Source organism: Shewanella vesiculosa, from assembly GCF_009994065.1.
GTDB lineage: Bacteria > Pseudomonadota > Gammaproteobacteria > Enterobacterales > Shewanellaceae > Shewanella > Shewanella vesiculosa.
In genome coordinates this window covers 349,765-372,125 of sequence record NZ_JAACSD010000007.1, presented here as the reverse complement: position 1 = coordinate 372,125, position 22,361 = coordinate 349,765, and the positions used below count along the sequence as shown (strand labels likewise).

Below are 22,361 nucleotides of genomic sequence, written 5' to 3'. Positions count from 1 at the left end.
GGCGACGATAAGCAAAATGCGCCTATTGACTTAGAGTCAATAAAGCGGCTATTGCGTAGAACATGGAATGAGATAAAGCGAAGTAAACACTAAGATTTTTATTTTGAGGTGTGCGTATAAGGGGTCATGTTGCCGCTGGAATAAACACCGAATGAATCAACATGATGGACTAATAGTGGCTAAAGTTAATTAGCCACTTTACTCGACATTATCTAACAAATGCCTGTTAACATAGACTGTCCCAACTCAAGATAAGCATTAGCATCATCAACAATCCCTTTCGATTTAAGATGATGGGCAAAACCCAATCGTGCAGTCATCAATAACCAAAATATCGTACTAATTAAGCCCACAATGCGCCATAGCGTTGATTTTGCCCATTTAAGCGTAAAGGTAATCGAGAGTACATAAAGTACGAAACCACCTAATTTAGACGATGCCCAACCGTTCACAAACGGGTACAAGTTCAATGGATTAACGATAATCATGTAAACAAAGGTGCAGATAAACAGAGCATACAAAATATGAGGACCTATCTTTAGCAGTTTATTATTGACCTTGTCAGAGCCTTTCATCGTCAACACAAAGTTAATGATAAAAAATATAAACGTCAGCGCAATTATTGTCAGGTGGGTGTGCTTAACTATCATGTACATGGTCTTGTTCCCTAAAAAGTAATGTGGATATAGTACTTATACCGTGTGTTTGTAGTTTAAAGCAAAGTCTGTAACCAACGAACCTTAATTACGTACTAGGGTGGCGTTAAGATCAATATCACCAACCAAGTCTAATTATTGTATTTGAGTATCGTGCTTATATGAAAAATAGGCATCAAACTTTCTCTTACAAGCTTTCTCCTCATATCAGCAATACAGCACTGTAGGCTACAGTTTTTTCATTTTAGCGCAGCTCATGAGTACTAACTCCTTAATCCGTTGCTCAGGTGTTATCTTTGGGCTTTTTGTCGGTTTCTTGTATTAAACCATTACACTTTGCGCACTGACTTTACAATGAATTTACTAGCCAAGCGTTCATCTCATTTAGCTTCGTCCTATCCAAAGATAACAGGATATTTTTCAATGAGGATGTAGACATCTTTGATGATATCGCCCAATCCACACAAATAATTCTAATGGCTTTATGTGGGCCATACTATTCTCGGTAAGGTTTCTAAATATGTAGATCAGACAAATATTCATGCCAAGCTGAGTGCGGCAGCGAACAGAGTGAAAAATAAAATACACGTATGATGAACATTAACATCATGAGTTAATTGTGGTCGCTAACTCTTATTTATGTAGTCAATACATAATGTTGCATAGACTGAACGAGTTCAATGTGATTGCAATTTAAGCCACAGATGGTGATATTTTTTTACCATTTTTTTATTTTTATGCTAGGCAGGCGCTTCACTTTGCACAGCAAAGTGATCTAAACGCGTCAATTTTGAGGATAATATGCAAATAGAAACACTTCACGATGTTATGCAATGGACTAAAAACATGCACCAAGAACTGCACTATTTTGCAGCAAATTGTGCACTAAAAAGCGATAGTGTAAGAGTTGGATTGCTGCTTAAGTACATTTCAGAGCACGAAAAAAAAATGGCGCAGATAATGAAAAAGTTCGAAGACAGTGGTAATAACAGTGCGCTTAACACTTACAGTCGGCATTACTACGAAAAACTCGCTATTTCAATTCACACTGAAGGTGAGCATCCGTTTGAAAAGATGGATACAGATGAAATAGCGATTGTCACTCTTGAATATCACAAAAATATTGTCGGACTATTTGAGTATCTGCAAAAGTGCAGTTGTGCACCTTCCGTGACGGAATTTCTTAACGATATATTGTCGGTTCAAGAGGCAGAGGGAAGATTATTGGCACGTAACATGAAACAAATTGACGATTTGTAGCATCAATACTCCTCAGACCAAAAGTCATGGCGTCATGCTGAGTGGTTTCGTATTAGAAACTATGCAGAATGCGCTCCCCTGGTAAGCAAAGCCTGTTTAGTGGCTGACTTTATACGTTATTTTAGCCACCAAATTAGCGTTAATTTGGCAACAACGGCGAATTCACATCAAGCCATATATAGATAATGCTACATTTCAACAAATCTAAGCCGAATTTATTGGTTTTATGACCTTAACTTGGTGTGACTCTGCAATAAAACTCCGCGATGTTAGCAAAAAAATGACAGGTTATTCACAGTGTTCAGATTTTTTAACGTTATGAATACAAACATTAAAATCGAAAATAAAGCCACTATCAAGCGTATTTTCGAAAGTACGCTAACGCACAGAGTCTAAAACTAAAGATCAGTATAATTTACTCGTTAGTCATCAAATCTTAGGTATCACTTAGATATCAAATGTCTCTAGTCATTGCAAAATACAATTTATTAATATTGAGGTGAGCACATGCTTTTTAATAATTCGAATATCTCGGACTCTCCTATTCGTCAGAAAATTCGCGAGTTCTATCGTATTGATGAAAGTGTTGCGGTAGAGCATATTTTACCGTTAGCAAAGGTTAACCCTGAAGCTGCCAGCAGAGCGTGGGAAAAAGCCCGTAAAATATCGCTAAAAATACGTAGAGATGAGTCAGGAAACGGTGCTGTAGATGCCTTACTCGCAGAATACACATTATCCAGTGAAGAAGGTGTGGTGTTGATGTGTTTGGCCGAGGCCTTATTGCGTGTACCAGACAAACACACTCAAGATGCCCTAATTAGCGACAAAATTTCTCAAGGTGAGTGGCGAAGTCATTTGGGCAGCAGTGATTCACTGTTCGTTAATGCCTCATCGTGGGGATTATTAGTTACCGGCACTATGGTTGATTATGCTGATGAGCGCGAAAAAGATAGTTTTGATTTATTGAAAAAGATTATTGGTCGTTTAGGAGAGCCTGTCATTCGTAAAGCAATGAACTATGCCATGCAAATTATGGGGGAGCAGTTTGTTATGGGCGAAACGATTCAAGCAGCAACAGAGCATGCTACCAAACAAGATCGGCAAGGCTTCGTGTATTCTTACGATATGCTAGGTGAGGGTGCGCGCAACATGGATGATGCGGATAAGTATTTTAAAGCATATCAAGTTGCTATAGATACTATTGGTGCGGTTTCACTCGCGTCAGGTAAGGACGATCCTCGCAGGGTTCCTGGTATCTCAGTTAAGCTTTCTGCTATCCATCCTCGTTACGAATTTGCGCAAAAACAACGGGTAATGACTGAAGCTGTGCCCAAACTTAAAGCGCTTTGTTTGCAAGCTAAAAAATACAATATTGGTTTAACGGTTGATGCGGAAGAATCTGAGCGATTAGATTTATCCCTTGATATTATTGAGGCGGTATTTAGTGATGACGAATTAGCCGGTTGGAATGGCTTTTCGATGGCGCTGCAAGCTTATCAAAAGCGGGCTATTTTTATTCTTGATTGGTTGCATGAGTTAACCGTTCGTGTTGGCCGGACAATGATGGTGCGGTTAGTTAAAGGTGCTTACTGGGATACTCAGATTAAAAACACTCAAAAAGGCGGCTATCAGCATTTTCCGGTATTCACTCGCAAGGCTTCTACTGATGTGTCTTACCTCGCCTGTGCGAAAAAATTACTCGAATATAGAGATACTCTCTATCCACAGTTTGCTACACATAATGCTTATACTGTGGCGACTATTCTTGAACTGGCGGGCAATGACAAAACAAGTTTTGAATTTCAATGTCTATATGGCATGGGTGGTTCTTTATATGATCAAGTTGTTGCCAGTGAAAATGTTCAATGTCGCGTTTATGCACCGGTTGGTCCTCATAAAGAGCTACTCGCCTATTTAGTCCGTCGTTTGTTAGAAAATGGCGCTAACTCTTCTTTTGTTAATGCCATTATTGATGATTCTCAACCGGTCGAATCGTTACTTGAAGACCCGGTTGAAAAAATGACTCGCTTAACAGACAAATATAACTACCAGATAATCAAACCTATTGCGTTATACCATGATGAAAATGGTGTGGGTCGAGATAATTCCAAGGGCCTAGATTTAACCGACATCAATATGCTTACCCCGTTAAAAACATCACTAGATAACTGGGTTGAAGCTAACCAGTTCTGTGAGAGTAATATCCCAGAAGGGGCTGTAGCCATTAGAAACCCAGCAAAGCAAAGTGAAATCATTGGTTTCCAGCGACATCATAGCAAAGATGACATGCTCGCGATGATCGATACGGCTCAAACGGCGTTTGCCTCATGGTCACAAAAGCCTGTATCGGAGCGCGCAGCCTTATTATGCAGTATCGGCGATATTCTCGAACATCATAGGGACGAGCTCATAGCCTTATGCATCAAGGAAGCGGGAAAAACGACTCAAGATGGTATTGATGAAGTCAGAGAGGCTGTTGATTTTTGTCGTTATTATGCACAACAAGCGATTAAACTTGCAGAAGATGATCGTCTAGAAGCTCGAGGGGTGGTGTTATGTATCAGCCCTTGGAACTTCCCGTTAGCAATATTCATCGGCCAAGTAACTGCAGCCATTGCTACTGGTAATACGGTGTTGGCAAAACCCGCCCAGCAAACAAGTTTAATTGCATTACGCGCTATTGAACTCATGACATCTGCTGGACTACCTCACGGGGTTGTACAAGCGGTTATTGCCAAGGGGAGTGAAGTAGGCAGTATTATTATTCCTAATGCACATATTCAAACGGTTATTTTTACGGGTTCAATTAAAACAGCGACTATGATTTCGCAAACGTTGGCTGATAGAGATGGCGCAAAAGTGCCTCTCATTGCTGAAACGGGCGGTCAAAACTGTATGATAGTTGACTCCACAGCTTTGCCAGAGCAAGTGGTTGATGATGTAATTTCTTCAGGATTTCAGTCTGCAGGTCAGCGTTGCTCTGCGCTCAGGGTGTTATTTTTGCAAGAAGATATTGCTGATACGGTTATTACAATGCTTAAAGGCGCATTAGCAGAATTGCATGTGGATAATCCAGAACAACTGAGCACTGATGTGGGGCCTGTCATTGATCAAAAAGCGCTAGAATCACTCAATGCTCACAGTGATTATATGAAAACTCATGGTCAGCTATTGTATCAATGTGCGATATCTAATGCAGAAAATGAAATAGCACAAAACGAAGCTTTCTTTTTTGCACCGCGACTTTATGAAATAGACAATATTAGCGTGCTCAAGCATGAAGTCTTTGGTCCCTGTGTGCATATTATTCGTTTTAAAGGCGATGAAATAGAAAAAGTCATTGATGATATTAATGGTACAGGTTTTGGTTTAACTATGGGTATACATACCCGGATTGAACAGCGAGCCATTCGTTTGGCGACACTATCGCGTGCAGGTAATGTATATATAAATCGTAATATGATTGGCGCTATTGTCGGGGTGCAACCTTTTGGGGGGCGTGGCCTTTCAGGTACAGGGCCAAAAGCGGGTGGCCCCTATTATTTAACGCGTTTAGTGAAAGAGAAAGCCACTCCTGATGCCGATAAATATAACTTGTTGCCATCGCAAGTCGATGCCTTAGTGAGCGATACGGGATCAAAAGCAGAAGCAGAATTATTGATGGATAGGGCGGATGTAGCAGAAAAAATCTGGCGCATGACCGAGCTAAATCAGCGTATTGCTTTTGTTCGTCAAATGTTAGTCGAAATGGCAAATATCGATAGTATTGATGATTTAGCCGATGACTTAAATCGTACTTTGACAGCCGCTAATTCACAATTAGTGTCTGTTGAAAAACACCTGCAAAAGCCAACAACACTTCCAGGTCCAACAGGTGAGTCTAATATTCTCTATTTGGAAAACCGCGGTAATATCATCTGCTTTGCTGATAAAAATGTAACTTTCCATTTTTGGATGCTCTCTATCGTGACGGCTTTGGCAACCGGAAATACCGTTATCTCGGTGGTTTCTGATTTATTTTATGATCAAGCGCTAGCCATTAGAGATAAGTTCGTTACAACAGGTGCTGATGAGAATGTTTTTCAAGTTACCCGGTTAGGTCATTTAACCACTTTGTTGGCACATCCGGCGTTATCAGGAGTTGTTGTTGATAGTCATTGTGACCGAAAACATTATATCAGTGACAGACTAGCCGAGCGTCAAGGCGCAATTTTACCGGTCATCAGTTCAGAGTATTTTGATAATCTCATTCAACGTTTATTAACAGAAAAAACCGTTAGCATTGATACAACCGCTTCTGGTGGTAATACGTCGTTGATGACTTTAGATGAAGAAAACTAACTATTTTAGAATGTTATAGTTAAACAAACATTCTGAATATTTATAATTTCATCAACTGAAACGTTGATGAAATTATTCACTTTAGTGGCAATCGATAAAATTAAAACGACCTAACAGGCAAACTAAAACGATAGACAAACAGATGTATTATTCGAGTTGACCATCAATGGTAACAGAGGATTTGGATATGCAGTCTGTTCGTTGTCGAACAGACTGCATTTGATTTTATCGGTATGATTTTACTGTGCGATTAGGATCATTAAGTAACCAATAATAGCAGTTAAAGTCAAAGACAATCCCGATTAGTGAAGCTTGTCAGATGACTGATTGCACATTTATAAATAGAAGGGCTTGTACTGAGCCCTGAGGAGAAACTATGATTCAAACCAACCAAATTCAACCTGATATGCCTGTTGTCTGCTCCGAAGATGGTCAATTTGCTACTGTAGATCATATGGAGGGCACCGATACCCTCAAGCTGAAAAAAGATGACAGCGGTCAACACCATTACATTCCGCTGAGCTGGGTAACTTCAATTGAGGGCGATAAAGTTAAAATCGATCGTCCAGGAGACCAAGCTATGCAGGAATGGTCTCAAACTCCGCCAACAGCTACAGGACACTAAAGTCTTGCTGTACCGCTAAACAGAGATGGCATGCACTCATGCCATCTTAAGACCAGAGCGGGAAGTACTGAATTTATTTCCCGCCATCACTTTTCTCCAAAAACTCACACCAAAATGATAGACATCAAAAACAGTGTTAGTCGAGTTCGTACAGATTTTACGTAGTCGCGCATTACAAGAATGTCAGGCACATTTTTCTCTTTGGCATTATTTTCTGAAACTAGAATAGCTAGATCTCACGTGAAATTTGAATCTCACTTTTCCTGATATCAATGAAAAATGGCTCTAGGCCAATAGTGGTGTGGGCTAGAGCCATTCAAATTTCAGTGGGATCAAGTTTCGATCTCAATGTCGAATATCACAAAACAGTATTTGATTACCTTACACAAATACTGTATTTAACATAATATACATTGTGCGCATACTTATGTGAGGTGATATATATGCGCACATTTGCAGTTATGTTCAATAACGATATGAATCAACAGTATGTTTCATTTACGTGGGCATTCTCATCAAAACCTAGCATACAGACATAAATACTGTGTTTAACATCGTGCTGAGATTGCATACTTTAATTTTTTACGGTCTGTTCCTAGCAATTATTTAATCTCAGCGAGATGATTTAATGGTTTATTGAATGCACTCTGATGTCGTTCAGTTTGTGTGGTGTGCAAATACTGTGATGTTGTGTCGATGCTCTCATGACCAGCGTCGGCCTGGACATGTGATAATGGCCGCCGGTTGATATTGATATCATGGGTGATCCCAGTGTGACGAATATTATGAACACTGAGTTTTCGCATAAGTTGACTGTCATGATCAAAACCATCTTTAGCGGCATTGTCTGCAGCTAAGTTAATGAGCTTGTCTATTTCGTCTCGTATATGCCGAATACCAAGATTGGCGTTTATGACACCAGATTCTCGTCCATGGGCTGCGGCTTTGTGCCTGACAAATATAGGATGTTGATCGTTGATATTGGGTAAATCGCTGAGCTTTAGATAACGTCGATAATCCACTAATCCAGCCAGCAAGGCTTTTGATATGGCAATATTACGGGCTTTGCCGCTTTTGGAAAATGGTACATGGAAATACCAAATACCAGAATGTGGATCTTGTCTGAACTGGCTCATGATGGGCGCATAACCTGCACGGGCACTGATTTCAGATATGCGTAAATAGCAGCTATATAATAGTGTAATGAGAAATAAACTGCGTTGATGTTGTTCCGGCTGAGTGCTGGCCAATTGGCTAACGGTGCTAATAACATAAGACCACTGTAACTCGGTAAATGCGTGATGATTATTGTCTTCATCGATAGTGAATTTACGTTTTATGGCAAACCGACTGTGTTTAAGCCATAACTGAGCTGGGTTTCGCTCGGTATATTCCTCGCTAATGAGATAGCCATAAAATGACGATAATATGGCAACTTTGGTCTTAAGTGCATTATCACTTAGTTGATATGGTAAACATTTCCCAAGTTGTTTTTTGCCTATAAATGGTCGCCATTGTGGGTTTGGTGATCGCTCTCCAGAGGCTTTATTGAGTTTAAATTGCGCAACATTAAAATACCCGATTAATGCTTTTGGTGGTGATTGGCAGTAATCGATGTATTTGGCAATGTCTTTTCGTGTGACTGATATAGGCGATAATGCCACAACATCGAAACACCAATGTAGAAACGTAGTTAATTCGCTACGATAGGCTTTATAGTTATTTTCAGACTGCTTTTGCTCAAATAACCAATCAGCACAATGCTCTATTATGAGTCCTGCATCAGCAACTTTTTCGATTGATATTTTGGTAATATATTGATTTATGTAAGCATTACCGTGAAGTACATACTCTGCCGCATCAAATAGTGGCAATACTGGCGGTAACTCATCACTTATGTTCTTTGGCATAGTCTTAAATATAGGTTATTGATTACATTAGTTTATTATACTATTTTTTGCCTGATGCCGATAATGTTATTTATCGGCATCAATGATGATGATTCTTTAACGAAACAGATTTCAATTGTAGGTTTTAATGTGGGTCATTTTAATATGTGTTTACGGCAATATGCTGGTCTGATATCAGTTGCGACACACAATGATCTATGGGGTTTAATCTAGTACACGCCTGATGGCATTGCTTATTGTGGCAAGATGTTCGTTTTTGACAGCTCCATAGACATAGTTGCCAAACGGTTTGTTTACTTGCCTTATCTAAACATTGCAGGTCGGCAGCACATAAATGGCCTGCTTTGATTAATTGGGCCACTTTATCTGCATCAATAGAGACATTTAATCTGTTCATGTCTACCCCCTTCTCTTTAACTATATCTATTAAGCGCTTATTGTAACTAGCCACGTTGATTCTGGGCTCTGTCACGTTTACCCTCTTCCCTTCTCAGTTTGAAGATTGAGCGAGTTAGATTTATCATACATTAATGAGAATGATTATCAATTACGTTATTAGTGTTAACGTCACTTCTGCGCGATTTGTCACAATTTAGTTAACATCAATAGTTATGTTTCAACAATGGATGGTGAGTAGAAATGATTGGCTTGCATAAGAATGGGGTCAAAAAGGTTAATAATCACATTTTACAGCAGCGTTTAATAAATATAGGAACAGAGGTTCAATCTCAGAGCAAGAAAACGTTGTTTTCGTATCGAGGTTTAAGTTACCTCTGCCCTAACCTGCAAAGGTATTGATATGCAGGATGATTAAACCATTGACCTACTGGTTATCGTTATCCGCTAAAAAGTCGTATATCAAGGTACGTGTTTGTTTTTGGTAATCAAATGAGATAAATACCCGCCACACCATATAATTACTGCTGCATGAGCCAAAGATTAAAGAGCCTTGATAAGTATTGTCTTTAATTTCGGACAATGAAACGGGGATAATCCCCATAAACATATCGCGCCCTTCTATTCTCATTGAAATATTAGTGATCGCTTGATTGCTATTCAGCGTAACTATTAATGGTTTCTCGCTAGGAGTATTAACGGGATCAATCAGTAAACCAACTCGTAAGTCGGCTACTTTTTTGTAACATTCTCCAGCAGAAAATTGACATAAACTGGTATCAATTGCTAAATCATCCTTTTCTTGTGTTTTTGGTTTGTCACAGGCTACTAAAAACATTAAGAAAATGGTCAAAATGAAAATCTGGATAATTTTGTGCACAATTTTTAACCTTTTAGGCTGAGTTAGTAACATTATCTTCCAGAGCTTGATCTAGATCAACTTTGGTATATTTTGTGAAGTATCTTTTTTGACTTAGCTCAAGTATCATAACACCGCCTCATGCTAGAGAGAATTAACATGAGGTAACACCTTGACAAATGGCTTTAAAAATAGCTTTTAAAAGCTCAATTTATAACCTTCTGTCAATCTAACTGGTAAAGCTCGCTTTACTAAATATTAAAAGTATAAGTAATAAGCCGTGGAAGCATTATGATGAACCATTCCCAGTCTACAGGCGCTGATTACAATTACACTATTGTTCGCCAATTCGCATTAACCACAGTTTTGTGGGGAATCTTTGGTATGGCAGTAGGTGTATTTATTGCTGCTCAGTTAATCTGGCCGCAACTGAACTTCGACACACCTTGGTTAACGTTTAGTCGTTTACGACCTTTACATACCAATGCTGTGATATTCGCGTTCGGAACATCAGCTCTTTTCGCTACATCTTACTATGTTGTGCAACGCACTTGCCAAGTCCGTCTATTTGCGCCTAAATTGGCCGCATTTACGTTTTGGGGTTGGCAAGCCGTTATTATTGCAGCTGCTATCACTTTACCAATGGGGTTTACTCAAGGTAAAGAATATGCAGAATTAGAATGGCCTATCGATATCGCGATTACGATTATTTGGGTCAGCTATGCAATTGTTTTCTTTGGCACAATCGCTAAACGAACTACGTCCCATATTTATGTGGCTAACTGGTTCTTTGGTGCCTTTATCATTACTGTTGCAGTACTTCACATTGTTAACTCAATGGCAGTACCAGTAAGCTTATTTAAGTCTTACTCTCTGTACTCTGGTGCAGTCGATGCGATGGTTCAGTGGTGGTATGGTCATAATGCGGTAGGCTTCTTACTTACTGCTGGTTTCTTGGGGATGATGTATTACTTCGTGCCTAAGCAAGCTGGTCGCCCAGTTTATTCATATCGTTTATCAATCGTCCACTTTTGGGCATTGATTGCGTTATACATCTGGGCCGGTCCTCACCACTTACATTACACTGCCCTACCTGACTGGACTCAGTCATTAGGCATGGTAATGTCATTAATCCTATTCGCACCTTCTTGGGGCGGTATGATTAACGGTATTATGACCCTGTCTGGTGCGTGGCATAAGCTTCGTACAGACCCTGTATTACGTTTCTTAGTTGTTTCATTGTCTTTCTATGGTATGTCTACCTTCGAAGGCCCAATGATGGCAATCAAAACAGTTAATGCTTTATCTCATTATACTGACTGGACTATTGGTCACGTTCACTCTGGCGCGCTAGGCTGGGTTGCAATGGTGTCTATTGGTTCTTTATATCATTTAATCCCAATTCTTTTCGGTCATGGCCGTATGTACAGCATGAAGCTGGTTAACGTTCATTTCTGGTTAGCGACTATCGGTACTGTATTGTATATCGTCAGTATGTGGATTTCAGGTGTTATGCAAGGTCTTATGTGGCGTGCGGTTAACGCAGATGGAACTCTAACTTACAGTTTCGTTGAGAGTTTAGAAGCCTCTTACCCATTCTACTTTGTACGCTTTATTGGTGGTTGTTTCTTCTTATCCGGTATGTTGCTTATGGCCTATAACGTTATTCGTACCGTTAAAGCGTCTAAAGATTCATTACCTGCTATTGCAGAAGCTTAAGGAGCCGATTCGATGAAATTTAATCATGAATTAATTGAAAAGAATGTCGGTCTGCTTGCTATCTTCACTGTTATCGCCATTAGTTTTGGTGGTTTAGTGCAGATTACTCCGCTGATATTTCAAAAAGACACAACTGAACCAGTTGAAGGTCTGATTCCGTATACAGCTTTACAAATTGAAGGTCGTGATATTTATGTTCGTGAAGGTTGTTACAACTGTCACAGCCAAATGATCCGTCCTTTACGAGCTGAAACTGAGCGCTATGGTCACTACTCTGTTGCTGGTGAGTCTGTTTGGGATCATCCATTCCAGTGGGGCTCTAAGCGTACAGGTCCTGACTTAGCACGTGTTGGTGGGCGTTATAGCGACAGATGGCATGAAGTTCATTTAAACAATCCTCGTGACGTTGTACCGCAATCAAACATGCCTGGTTTCCCTTGGTTAGCAGAAAATGTGCTAGACGGTGAACTGACCGGTGACAAGATGACTATCCTGCGTAACCTGCATAAAGGCGGCTACAAAGGTAATGATCTTTACACTGATGAAGAAGTTGCTGGCGCTAAAAAAGCGGTTGAAGGTAAGACAGAAATGCAGGCGCTGATCGCTTATTTGCAATCTTTGGGTCACGCACTCAAATAGGAGGCAATAATGGATTACGGTACTTTTCAAGGTATTTTGACCATAATTGTTATGGTGACTTTTGTGGGGATATTTTTCTGGGCATACAGTAAGCACAGCAAGTCAAAATTTGACGAAGCGGCGAACTTAGTGTTTACAGAAGAAGAACTTGCAAAAATGTCGAAAGACTCGGGAGATCAGAAGTAATGATTATGAGTAACTTCTGGAGCATTTGGATTTCTGTACTGACGATTGTGGTCATTGCTGGTTGTTTTATCCTTCTTAAGGTAGTTAATAATAACTACACTGGTGTAGAAGAAGGTAAATCGATGGGCCACAGTTTTGATGGTATTGAAGAACTGAACAACCCACTACCAAAGTGGTGGGCGTACATGTTCTACTTAACCATCGTTTTCGGTGTGATCTATTTAGCTCTATATCCAGGCCTAGGAAACTATAAAGGTCTGTTTGGTTGGACAAGTTCTAACCAAAGTATTGGCACTGACAAAGGCATTAAAGCTGACTCAGCGGCAGCGATTGAAGCAGCAAAAAATGATAACCGTTTATCACAGTATGACCGCGAAGTGGCTCACGCTGATGAAAAATACGGTCCTATTTTTGCGGCTTACTTAGCAACTCCGTTAGAAGAGTTGGTAAAAGATCCTGAAGCATTAAAAGTGGGCGGACGTTTGTTTTTACAAAACTGTTCACAGTGTCATGGTTCTGATGCTCGCGGCTCTAAAGGCTTCCCGAATCTAACAGATGACGATTGGTTATATGGTGGCGATTTAGCCACTATTAAAACCACGTTAATGAATGGTCGTAACGGTATGATGCCGCCTAAAGGTGGTTTACCTATCGAAGACATCGAGATTAAAGGTCTAGCTGAATACGTCATAAAACTATCTGGTGGTGAACATGACGAAGCGTTAGCAGCCCAAGGTCAAGGTTCATTCATGAAAGGTTGTTTTGCATGCCATGGCATGGATGCAAAAGGTAACAAGTTCATGGGCGCGCCCAACCTAACTGATAACATTTGGTTATATGGCGGAAGCCGTGGTGTGATTGCTGAATCTATCATTAATGGTCGTGCCGGTGTGATGCCAGCATGGAAAGACATTCTTGGTGAAGAGAAAGTTCACGTCATTACAGCTTACGTTTATAGCTTATCAAACAAATAGTTAGTTATAAGTAATATTAAGGCCTCGAGATTATCGAGGCCTTTTTTTTAAGTGATTATTAAGCCATTACGGGGTAAAATGTCCCCCGAATTATTACCACTATTTTAGGATGTATTATGTCGGATCAACTCCCTTGGTATAAGCAATTTTGGCCTTGGTTTTTAATCATCTTGCCTTTGTGTGCCGTTATTGCCAGTTTAACGACCTTAAAGATTGCTTTAGATAATTCTGACTCATTGGTAGCAGAAGATTACTATAAGCAAGGTAAAGCGATAAACATGGATTTGCGCAAAATAAAATATGCTCAACAAATTGGCATGAAATTTTTAGTCACGGTTGCAGATCAAGAATTAAAAATTACCCAACAAGGTGGTCCGGAATATCGTGCAGCGCTGAATGTGCAGTTTTACCATCCGACAATAGAAGCCAAAGACTTCAGTTTAAATGCTACTGCTGACGCAAATTACGTGTATCACATCCCATTAGATTCTGCGATAACAGGGCCTTGGGAAGTACGCATTGAAGGATTTGATGCCAAATGGCGTATCCAGCAACGAATTGATATTAAAGATGATGTTGAATATTGGCTCAATTAATAACACATTGACTGCGTATCTGATTAAAAATTATTAAATGAAGTTGGTATAGCCACATGACATCTTGCTTTCACTGCAATGAGCCAGTTCTTACGGGAGATCAGTTTACTACGATAATAAATGGGCAGGCACAGCCTATGTGCTGCCCAGGTTGCCAAGCAGTATCGCAGGCCATTATGGATGCAGGCCTGAGCAGTTATTATCAATTTCGCAGTGAACCTGGAAATCGTCAGACGGCACTGGTGCCAGAACAGTTGTCGCAATACAGTGCCTACGATTTACCGGAAGTGCAGCAAGATTTTGTCCATAAACAAGGTGCTATTGATTCAACCTCTTTGTCTATCGACGGTATTACCTGTGCTGCTTGTGCCTGGTTAATTGAACATAAACTCAAACCGGTTGCGGGTGTCACTAATGTGCTGGTTAATTCCACCACACAACGGGCGTTAGTGAGCTGGGACAGTGAACGTATTCAACTCAGTGAAATTTTACAAATAATCAGTAAAATTGGCTATCAAGCTGCGCCCTACCAGGTTGATGAACAAGAAAAACAATCTAAAGCAGACAGTCGTAAATTCTTACTTCGCTTAGGGCTTGCAGGTTTTGCGACCATGCAAGTGATGATGTTTGCCCTCGCTTTATACACCGGATACTTTACTGATCTGGATGTTCAATTTCGTGATTACTTTCGCTGGGTAAGTTTAATTTTTGCAGCGCCTGTAGTGCTTTACTCAGCTCAACCCTTTTATTTTAGTGCTCTTCGTAGTGTATTAAGTGGCAAACTTAATATGGATGTGTCTGTTTCAATTGCAATTTTAGGTGCTTATATCGCCAGTTGTATTGCGACTATGCAAGGCAATGGCGAAGTGTATTTTGAATCCGTATCCATGTTTACCTTCTTTTTATTATTAGGTCGTTACTTTGAACAAGCTGCAAGGCAAAAAGCTTCTGTTAGTTCGAGTAATTTGCACAAACTGGTGCCGCTGACAGCGCATTTATGTCATGAGGGTGAGATCACTGAGATTGCCGCTAAACAATTGACCATTGGCGATATTATTTTAGTCAAACCAGGCGAAGTGATTGCCGCTGATGCCGAAGTGGTAACCGGACAATCAAGCGTCAATGAGGCTATGCTTACCGGTGAACAAATGCCGATCAGTAAACGCGTTTTAGATAAAGTCTATGCCGGCACCATCAATATCGAGCAACCTATTGAAGTGCGAGTGACAGCCCTTGGGCAAGATCAATTGGTTGCAGAGATCATTCGTTTACAAGAACTTGCATCAAATAATAAACCTACCATTGCTTTAATTGCCGACCGTTTAGCGCGATACTTTTCCGGTACGGTTTTATCCATAGCGGCAATAACATATGTCGTCTGGTCGTTCGTATCTCCAGAAGACGCTTTTTGGATTACATTATCCGTGTTGGTCGCAACCTGCCCATGCGCCCTCGCCCTTGCCACGCCAACTGCCGTTACTTGCGCAACCGCTATTTTCACTAAGTTAGGTGTGATCCCACGAAAACCAGGTATTTTTGAAAAACTGACCAAAATTAATCATGTGGTGTTTGATAAAACTGGCACGCTTACCTGTGGCCAATTATCAATTGGTGATGTACAAACCTTTGCTGGATATTCATCAGTGCAAGTACTGTCTATTGCAGCGGCCATTGAACAAGGATCTCTCCACCCGATTGCATTAGCGTTTAGCCCTTTTTATGATAATCAACATCAAGTAGACACAGTTGAACATCATATTGGTTTAGGCATTCAAGCCATTATGAACCAACAGCAAGTGTCTATTGGAACGGCACAATTTGTTAGCCCAGATATGTTACCGATATCAGTAAAAGCCACTCAAAGTCAGTGGATTTACCTTTCTATTGATAACGAGCTAATTGCCAAAATCGAAATGCTTGATAAGTTACGTGTTGATAGCATCGCGACAGTTAATGCACTAAAGGCTGCCAATATAAAATTGAGTATTGCCAGTGGTGATAATTCCGGACATGTTGAGTTTTTAGCACATAAAATCGGTATTTCAGATGTGCATTCAGGTTTATCGCCTCAAGATAAGTTAGCCTTAGTGAATCGCTTACAGCAAGATGCTAATGTAGCCATGTTTGGCGACGGTATTAATGATGCGCCAGTACTTGCCGGTGCAAATTTGTCAGTTGCGATGGGAAGCGGAAGTGCAATTGCCAAAAACAGTGCGGACTTAATTTTACTCGGCGATCACCTATCACGTTTTAATGATGCTATTTATGTCGCTAAGCAAACCCAGCGCATCATTCATCAAAATCTTTTATGGGCTTTCGCTTATAACATTATTATTTTGCCATTAGCGGTTACCGGACATGTTGCTCCGTATATTGCCGCTATTGGTATGTCTGTTAGCTCATTGATAGTGGTGAGTAACAGTTTACGCCTTCTTAGGATCAAATTATGAGTATCATTTACGTATTAATACCTATTGCGATGTTGTTTGTATTAATTGCAGTTTCAATTTTCTTTTGGGCGGTAAAGTCTGAACAATTTGATGATCTTGATAGACAAAGCGTGTCGATTTTATTTGATGAAGACAGTACCAACAATAAAGGTAACGTCAGTGTAACCAGTGATATCGATAAACAACCATCAAACAGTGATACTCATATCGCTGCTGTAAAAAATAAGCCAGAACCCATGGCCTCAGACACTGCACATAAACCAGAGTAAAGCTTGTGATTGAATATAATCTTGGTGGTGCATTTATTGTTGGCTTAATGGGGGCTGCACATTGTTTTGGCATGTGTGGCGGATTAATTGGTGCTTTTTCAGCCAACATTCCCACTAATGGCCAAAGTCGCCTAGGCAATCAACTGACGTTTCTTTTTAGCTATAATCTTGGGCGTATTTTTAGTTATACCATCGCGGGGGCCATTGTCGGTGGCAGTGTGTCAGCCTTAGGTCATTTATTTGATGCCGATAGCTATTTAATATTCCTGAGAATTTTTGCTGGAGTCATGATGATATTGACTGGGCTTTATATTGCTCAGATATGGTTCGGCATTGTGCATATTGAGAAAGTGGGTAAATTGTTGTGGCAATATATACAACCGCTAACCCGTAAATTTATACCGATAACTCACCCGCTACAGGCTGTTATGGCGGGTATGGTTTGGGGCTGGTTACCCTGTGGACTGGTGTACAGCACACTCACTTGGTCTGTTGCATCAGGTAGCGCATTACAAGGCGCCTTGATCATGTTGGCGTTCGGTTTAGGCACTTTACCTGCTTTATTTGCTGCTGGTTTAGCGGCAAAAACCTTGGCGCAATGGGTACAAAAGCGTGCAGTGAGATTATTCAGTGGTGGCTTATTAGTGGTATTTGGTTTGCAAACACTTTACATCGCTTTTCAACAACTCATATAGTTCGATCGCTGTTATTTTATGATATTGTAACAGCCAATGATAAATCCACTTTAGCTGATATGCATTAGCAAAGGCTGAATGTAATTTATATTAAAATCAATTGCTTGGTGTGTACTCTATACATTGAGTTACTGTGAAAATAAGATAATATAACAAGCATTAATGTATAGATTGTTGTCAGTGAACTCGCAATTAATACACATTTCCATGACGTATTGAGAGCTAACATGGTGTGATAAATAGACTTCTGTTTACTAACATTACTCTATAGCGTCGGAGTACCTTATTAGTTCAGAATGGTATAACATATAATTGTCTTCATAAATTGAGAATGGGTATGTCTTCAGATTTGATAAAAGCTCGTCCATCCACAACAGGTTGCGCCATTCATTGCCATGACTGCAGCATGGAAGCCTTGTGTATTCCCTTTACGTTAAGCAATGATGAGCTTGATAAACTTGATAACATTATTGAACGTAAAAAAACCATTCAAAAAGGTGACCTTATCTTCAAGTCTGGTGACACACTTAAGTCACTGTATGCTATTCGTTCTGGTACGATTAAAAGCTATACCATTACAGAACAAGGCGATGAACAAATTACCGGATTCCATCTTGCCGGTGATGTGATTGGTTTTGATGGTATTCATGCCCTACGACATCAAAGCTTTGCGCAAGCATTAGAAACGTCAATGGTTTGCGAAATTCCTTACGATACCCTAGATCAGTTATCAGGCACTATGCCTAAACTACGTCAGCAAATCATGCGATTAATGAGTAATGAAATTATGAGTGATCAAGAAATGATCCTCCTACTTTCTAAGAAAAATGCCGAAGAACGTTTAGCCGCATTTATTAATAATCTTGCGAATCGTTTTGGTAATCGTGGTTTCTCTCCCCATGAATTTCGTCTCACTATGACTCGAGGTGATATTGGCAACTATTTGGGGTTAACGGTTGAAACGATTAGCCGTTTATTAGGCCGATTCCAGAAATCAGGATTAATTGAAGTTAAAGGCAAATACATTTCGATTGTGGATCATGCAGCATTAAGTACTCTTGCCGGAAATGCGCGTATTGCCACTTAAATTAAATTTGTATGATCTATCTCATAGTTTATTCATTAGGAAACGGTAATACTATCAACAAATAAACAAGTAAAAAACTCAACAGCTTTGGAGGTTATATGAAGGATTATAAGAAGATATTAGTGGTGATTAATCCTACAACGGATCATCAACCCGCATTGGCACGTGCTGTTGAATTAGCGACAAGAAGTCAGGCAGATATTACTGCATTTTTATCTATTTTTGACTTCTCTTACGAGATGACCTCAATCCTATCTAGCCAAGAACGTGAAGCGATGCGTCAAGGTGTGATTGATCAACGTGTTGCTTGGTTAGAAAATGCGATTAGTGGTTTTAGTCAGTCTAATATCAAGATTAATACTGAAGTTGTTTGGCATAATCGTCCCTTTGAGAGCGTGATTAATCATGCAATGAAAGGTCAGTATGATTTGATTGTTAAAAGCACCCATGAACACGATAAATTAAAAGCTGTCATTTTTACTCCGACAGATTGGCATTTAATGCGTAAATCTCCAGTGCCTGTGCTGCTGGTTAAAGAACACGACTGGCCAGTTGAAGGCAAAATTGTCTGTGCCGTTAATGTGGTGAGTGAAGATGAAGATCATCAAAGCCTAAACGGTAAGATTATTAACCATGCGCTTGATTTAGCTAAAAAGTTCTCTGCCAGTGTGCATCTGGTTAATGGTTATCCTGGTACGCCAGTTAACTTAGCCATTGAGTTGCCCGATTTTGATGCAAATGTGTATAACAACACTGTGCGTATGCAGCATGAACAAAGAGTACAATATTTAGCTCAAGCTTATAATATTCCTCTTGAAAATTGCCATGTCGAAGAAGGTTTACCTGAAGATGTTATTCCTGAAATGGCAGCAAAGTTAGATGCAGAATTAGTGGTATTAGGTACTGTTGGTCGCACTGGTTTTTCTGCGGCATTAATTGGTAACACTGCAGAGCATGTTATCGACAGCATAAATTGCGACTTGTTAGCGATCAAACCCGATGGTTATAAATCACCTTTACAAGATTAGTGTTCATTAGAATGGGTTAACTACTTTACCCTGACCTAGAATACTGGAATAATACGCGCCCTGAAACACTTGGTTACTGGGCGCATTTTTATGTCTGAAGTTGAAGTAGATACAATCGTTAAAAAAAATATTACTCGTATGAATAAACTGCAAAAGCGTCTGCGACATAACGTTGGTTCTGCCATTGCAGATTATAATATGATTGAAGATGGTGATCGGGTCATGTGTTGTCTTTCTGGCGGCAAAGACAGTTACACCATGTTAGATATTTTATTAAATCTTCAACAACGTGCCCCAATTAAATTTGAAATTGTGGTGGTTAATCTAGACCAAAAACAACCTGGCTTTCCGGAACACGTTTTACCAGCTTACTTAGATGAGATAGGCGTTGCTTATCACATTCTCGAAAAAGATACTTACTCTATCGTTAAAGAAAAAATCCCTGAAGGCAAAACCACGTGTTCTCTTTGCTCTCGTTTGCGTCGTGGTACTCTTTATGGCTTTGCTCAACATATTGGTGCCACAAAAATTGCATTAGGTCATCATCGTGACGATATTATCGAAACATTATTTTTGAATATGTTTTTTGCTGGCAAACAAAAAGCCATGCCACCTAAGCTCTTGTCTGATGACGGTGCCAATATTGTCATCCGTCCTTTGGCTTATTGTCGTGAAAAAGATATTCAAGAGTATTCGACACTGAAATCGTTTCCTATCATTCCTTGTAACTTGTGTGGTTCGCAAGAGAATTTAAAGCGTGGTGCCGTTAAAGACATGCTACAGATGTGGGACAAACAACATCCGGGTCGTCTTGAAACTATCTTTACTGCAATGCAAAACACCTCGCCATCGCAAGGTGTAGATCGTGAACAGTTTGATTTTGTATCACTAAAACGTAATCCAGATGTAGTTAACACTGGCGATGTAGCGGATGCAGACTTACCAGCGTTTGATTTTGTCGATATCAGTAATAATGGTCATATTAATTTAGATATCAGCAATCGAATCGATGTTGTGGCAACATTTAAACCCTAGTAAACATGTTAACGTTCGCGATTTAAATCAAAGGCGTTGATGAACATCAACGCCTTTATTATTACTGGGTCACCAGAGGGCTGATAATGCTAGGCTTTTGAGTGAATGAAATCTGTTTTAGCTGATTTATTTGTTCAACTGTTAAGGTATATTTTTCCTTAGCAATCGTTTCCACATCATCGATGACGACATTCACTGTCTGGTTTTGCATATCTGTAAACTCAAACGATAATCCATTAATCGGTTTACGGAAATACTTCATCGGAAAACCTTGTAAACCATCAAGCAGTTTATTCATATCCTCTGTTAAGGCTAACAGTTCAGTTTGAGTGAAACCTTGTTTGGTTTCTTTCGCTCTAACTTGCATGGCAATCGCGCACTGTTTAGCCTCTCCAGCCACCTTAATATTGACTAACCCTCTATCAGACTTTAACTGTGGATCATAAGGAATAAATAATCGCTGTTGTTTACTATACGTTAATGGATATTGGTCACTCTCGGTAGTAATACTGCCTGAGACTATGGTGCAATCTGGGGTGATTGGAACGCTAAATGCTAACTCAACTAATGGATAGTTTTGCTTATTGACTTGCTTTAATCGGTCATAAAAACCTTTGTATTCTAAAGACACGGTTTCAGCGCTACTGCTGTTGATTAAAAAAATAGACGATATAAAAATAAATCCGTTAATTAACGTACGATTACGCATTCGCGTTATTCCCTTGTAGATATTGTTTATTGTGTTTTAGCATTTCGAGTAATTCATCAATGTACTCATCTTTTCGTTCTGAATAATTAATTAAGCCATAGACTAACTTTTCAGCCGTAGGCTTAACTTTCTGCGCACGTAAATCAGCACGAATAGACCGGAATACGCGATATGCTGGATGGGTATTTAAATTAATCATGTAGGCAATAATAGAATCCTTGGGCGAATCAAAAACTGCAACTTCATGAGTTTTGCCATCGGTTCTTGCTAATGGAACTAAGCCACAACCTTCAGTGAAACACCATTGACCAAAAAAGTTAAACCCTTCGATAGCAAACCGGGAACTGCCCCACCCGCTCTCATTAGCTGCTTGTATTAGCACCATATCAATAGGAATAATATCAATGCGCTTTAACAATGGCGTCAAGGTATTACGAGTAAATGATTTCACGTCATATTGGTATTTGTTTAAAAGTGATGTAAGCCTATTATTATCCGCTTCACTTAATCCTAAACCATTATCAATTTGCTCAATAACAGCCAATAAAAATTGACGTTCGTGAATAATAATTTGATTTTGAGCTTCTATAGCAGGACGAAAATAATTAAAGAAAGTTTGTTTTTTAGTAGGAATATCACTTATTTCAGCAAACTTAGGTACTTTACCAAGGTCAATGTTACTTAGCTGCTGTGCTGCTGAGTCTACCGAGACCTGTGTCTGACTAGGGATAATCCATAGCCTAATTGCTAACAGTGCTAAAACGGCTAAGCCTAACGCAAATGTCACTTGACCTATAGTGCCTATTTTCAACAGTACCTGCCTTATCAAAATGCATTTTCAATTTATAAATATAATTAATTATAACCTTAAAGGTCGATAGGATACAGTAAAGCACTTTTGTGATTAGCGTGATCCAAATCTGAGAA

19 protein-coding genes and 1 pseudogene are annotated in these 22,361 nt (G+C 39.7%); 14 read left to right on the top strand and 6 right to left on the bottom strand.

Annotated elements, in window-relative coordinates:
* Positions 1–212: 212 nt before the first annotated feature.
* Entirely contained in the window at positions 213–650 is a 438-nt protein-coding gene (locus GW828_RS09705; RefSeq protein ID WP_273060406.1) for a SirB2 family protein, read from the bottom strand.
* Positions 651–1,502: 852 nt separating this feature from the next.
* Between GW828_RS09705 and GW828_RS09700 the strand changes: the two genes are divergently transcribed.
* The 3 genes from GW828_RS09700 to GW828_RS09690 all read left to right on the top strand — a co-directional run bounded on the left by GW828_RS09700 (position 1,503) and on the right by GW828_RS09690 (position 6,882).
* Positions 1,503–1,916 (top strand): hypothetical protein, encoded by a 414-nt coding sequence (locus GW828_RS09700; RefSeq protein ID WP_259396221.1) that lies wholly within the window; start codon positions 1,503–1,505, stop codon positions 1,914–1,916.
* Between the two features lie 507 nt (positions 1,917–2,423).
* The gene (gene putA / locus GW828_RS09695; protein ID WP_273060403.1) at positions 2,424–6,257 is read left to right on the top strand and encodes a bifunctional proline dehydrogenase/L-glutamate gamma-semialdehyde dehydrogenase PutA; all 3,834 of its coding nucleotides are present in this window, start codon (positions 2,424–2,426) and stop codon (positions 6,255–6,257) included.
* Positions 6,258–6,633: 376 nt separating this feature from the next.
* Positions 6,634–6,882 (top strand): DUF2171 domain-containing protein, encoded by a 249-nt coding sequence (locus GW828_RS09690; protein ID WP_182722947.1) that lies wholly within the window; start codon positions 6,634–6,636, stop codon positions 6,880–6,882.
* A gap of 602 nt (positions 6,883–7,484) precedes the next feature.
* On the opposite strand, the gene GW828_RS09685 is transcribed toward GW828_RS09690, so the two are convergent.
* From GW828_RS09685 to GW828_RS09675, 3 genes are all read right to left on the bottom strand, one after another.
* Positions 7,485–8,792 (bottom strand): tyrosine-type recombinase/integrase, encoded by a 1,308-nt coding sequence (locus tag GW828_RS09685; protein WP_273058069.1) that lies wholly within the window; start codon positions 8,790–8,792, stop codon positions 7,485–7,487.
* A gap of 139 nt (positions 8,793–8,931) precedes the next feature.
* Positions 8,932–9,189, bottom strand: a complete 258-nt coding sequence (locus GW828_RS09680; RefSeq protein WP_165870017.1) for a hypothetical protein — start codon at positions 9,187–9,189, stop codon at positions 8,932–8,934.
* 426 nt (positions 9,190–9,615) lie between these two features.
* Entirely contained in the window at positions 9,616–10,068 is a 453-nt protein-coding gene (locus GW828_RS09675) for a hypothetical protein (protein WP_273058070.1), read from the bottom strand.
* A 270-nt stretch (positions 10,069–10,338) separates the two neighbouring features.
* On the opposite strand from GW828_RS09675, the gene ccoN reads away from it, so the two are divergent.
* The 11 genes and pseudogenes from ccoN (at position 10,339) to ttcA (ending at position 20,725) form a co-directional block, all read left to right on the top strand.
* Positions 10,339–11,766 (top strand): cytochrome-c oxidase, cbb3-type subunit I, encoded by a 1,428-nt coding sequence (gene ccoN, locus GW828_RS09670; RefSeq protein ID WP_124014875.1) that lies wholly within the window; start codon positions 10,339–10,341, stop codon positions 11,764–11,766.
* A gap of 12 nt (positions 11,767–11,778) precedes the next feature.
* Positions 11,779–12,405 carry a cytochrome-c oxidase, cbb3-type subunit II gene (gene ccoO, locus GW828_RS09665; RefSeq protein ID WP_124014874.1) on the top strand — a complete coding sequence of 209 codons (627 nt, stop codon included), beginning with the start codon at positions 11,779–11,781 and terminating at the stop codon, positions 12,403–12,405.
* Between the two features lie 9 nt (positions 12,406–12,414).
* The gene (locus tag GW828_RS09660; protein ID WP_124014873.1) at positions 12,415–12,591 is read left to right on the top strand and encodes a cbb3-type cytochrome oxidase subunit 3; all 177 of its coding nucleotides are present in this window, start codon (positions 12,415–12,417) and stop codon (positions 12,589–12,591) included.
* Positions 12,592–12,596: 5 nt separating this feature from the next.
* Complete coding sequence (gene ccoP, locus GW828_RS09655) at positions 12,597–13,565, top strand: cytochrome-c oxidase, cbb3-type subunit III (RefSeq protein ID WP_273058071.1); 969 nt, start codon at positions 12,597–12,599, stop codon at positions 13,563–13,565.
* 116 nt (positions 13,566–13,681) lie between these two features.
* Positions 13,682–14,161: a FixH family protein gene (locus GW828_RS09650; RefSeq protein WP_124014871.1), complete on the top strand. Its 480-nt coding sequence runs from the start codon at positions 13,682–13,684 to the stop codon at positions 14,159–14,161.
* Between the two features lie 56 nt (positions 14,162–14,217).
* A complete protein-coding gene (locus GW828_RS09645) occupies positions 14,218–16,611 on the top strand; it encodes a heavy metal translocating P-type ATPase (protein ID WP_273058072.1) in 2,394 nt (797 codons plus the stop codon).
* Positions 16,608–16,757: pseudogene (gene ccoS / locus GW828_RS19275) on the top strand (cbb3-type cytochrome oxidase assembly protein CcoS); the annotation flags it as partial. The gene GW828_RS09645 and the pseudogene ccoS, both read left to right, overlap by 4 nt.
* 128 nt (positions 16,758–16,885) lie before the next feature.
* Positions 16,886–17,575 carry a sulfite exporter TauE/SafE family protein gene (locus tag GW828_RS09635; protein WP_182697356.1) on the top strand — a complete coding sequence of 230 codons (690 nt, stop codon included), beginning with the start codon at positions 16,886–16,888 and terminating at the stop codon, positions 17,573–17,575.
* Between the two features lie 337 nt (positions 17,576–17,912).
* Positions 17,913–18,662, top strand: a complete 750-nt coding sequence (gene etrA / locus GW828_RS09630; protein WP_273058073.1) for an electron transport transcriptional regulator EtrA — start codon at positions 17,913–17,915, stop codon at positions 18,660–18,662.
* Between the two features lie 98 nt (positions 18,663–18,760).
* Positions 18,761–19,690: a universal stress protein UspE gene (uspE, locus tag GW828_RS09625; protein ID WP_273058074.1), complete on the top strand. Its 930-nt coding sequence runs from the start codon at positions 18,761–18,763 to the stop codon at positions 19,688–19,690.
* 90 nt (positions 19,691–19,780) lie between these two features.
* Positions 19,781–20,725 carry a tRNA 2-thiocytidine(32) synthetase TtcA gene (ttcA, locus tag GW828_RS09620; protein ID WP_124014866.1) on the top strand — a complete coding sequence of 315 codons (945 nt, stop codon included), beginning with the start codon at positions 19,781–19,783 and terminating at the stop codon, positions 20,723–20,725.
* 61 nt (positions 20,726–20,786) lie between these two features.
* Here the strand turns inward: ttcA and GW828_RS09615 are convergent, their stop codons facing one another.
* Both GW828_RS09615 and GW828_RS09610 read right to left on the bottom strand, forming a co-directional pair.
* The gene (locus GW828_RS09615; RefSeq protein ID WP_273058075.1) at positions 20,787–21,434 is read right to left on the bottom strand and encodes a DUF2987 domain-containing protein; all 648 of its coding nucleotides are present in this window, start codon (positions 21,432–21,434) and stop codon (positions 20,787–20,789) included.
* Entirely contained in the window at positions 21,427–22,245 is an 819-nt protein-coding gene (locus GW828_RS09610; RefSeq protein ID WP_124014864.1) for a glucosaminidase domain-containing protein, read from the bottom strand. Before GW828_RS09610 ends, GW828_RS09615 begins: the two co-directional genes overlap by 8 nt.
* Positions 22,246–22,361: the final 116 nt, after the last annotated feature.

Bases quoted from the DNA above. Each gene is read 5' to 3' on its own strand.
- ccoO (WP_124014874.1), top strand. From the start codon at position 11,779: ATGAAATTTAATCATGAATTAATTGAAAAGAATGTCGGTCTGCTTGCT.
- GW828_RS09680 (WP_165870017.1), bottom strand. From the start codon at position 9,189: ATGAACAGATTAAATGTCTCTATTGATGCAGATAAAGTGGCCCAATTA.
- ccoP (WP_273058071.1), top strand. From the start codon at position 12,597: ATGAGTAACTTCTGGAGCATTTGGATTTCTGTACTGACGATTGTGGTC.
- ttcA (WP_124014866.1), top strand. From the start codon at position 19,781: ATGTCTGAAGTTGAAGTAGATACAATCGTTAAAAAAAATATTACTCGT.
- GW828_RS09700 (WP_259396221.1), top strand. From the start codon at position 1,503: ATGCACCAAGAACTGCACTATTTTGCAGCAAATTGTGCACTAAAAAGC.
- ccoN (WP_124014875.1), top strand. From the start codon at position 10,339: ATGATGAACCATTCCCAGTCTACAGGCGCTGATTACAATTACACTATT.
- GW828_RS09615 (WP_273058075.1), bottom strand. From the start codon at position 21,434: ATGCGTAATCGTACGTTAATTAACGGATTTATTTTTATATCGTCTATT.
- uspE (WP_273058074.1), top strand. From the start codon at position 18,761: ATGAAGGATTATAAGAAGATATTAGTGGTGATTAATCCTACAACGGAT.
- GW828_RS09685 (WP_273058069.1), bottom strand. From the start codon at position 8,792: ATGCCAAAGAACATAAGTGATGAGTTACCGCCAGTATTGCCACTATTT.
- GW828_RS09660 (WP_124014873.1), top strand. From the start codon at position 12,415: ATGGATTACGGTACTTTTCAAGGTATTTTGACCATAATTGTTATGGTG.
- putA (WP_273060403.1), top strand. From the start codon at position 2,424: ATGCTTTTTAATAATTCGAATATCTCGGACTCTCCTATTCGTCAGAAA.
- etrA (WP_273058073.1), top strand. From the start codon at position 17,913: ATGTCTTCAGATTTGATAAAAGCTCGTCCATCCACAACAGGTTGCGCC.
- GW828_RS09690 (WP_182722947.1), top strand. From the start codon at position 6,634: ATGATTCAAACCAACCAAATTCAACCTGATATGCCTGTTGTCTGCTCC.
- GW828_RS09650 (WP_124014871.1), top strand. From the start codon at position 13,682: ATGTCGGATCAACTCCCTTGGTATAAGCAATTTTGGCCTTGGTTTTTA.
- GW828_RS09705 (WP_273060406.1), bottom strand. From the start codon at position 650: ATGATAGTTAAGCACACCCACCTGACAATAATTGCGCTGACGTTTATA.
- GW828_RS09645 (WP_273058072.1), top strand. From the start codon at position 14,218: ATGACATCTTGCTTTCACTGCAATGAGCCAGTTCTTACGGGAGATCAG.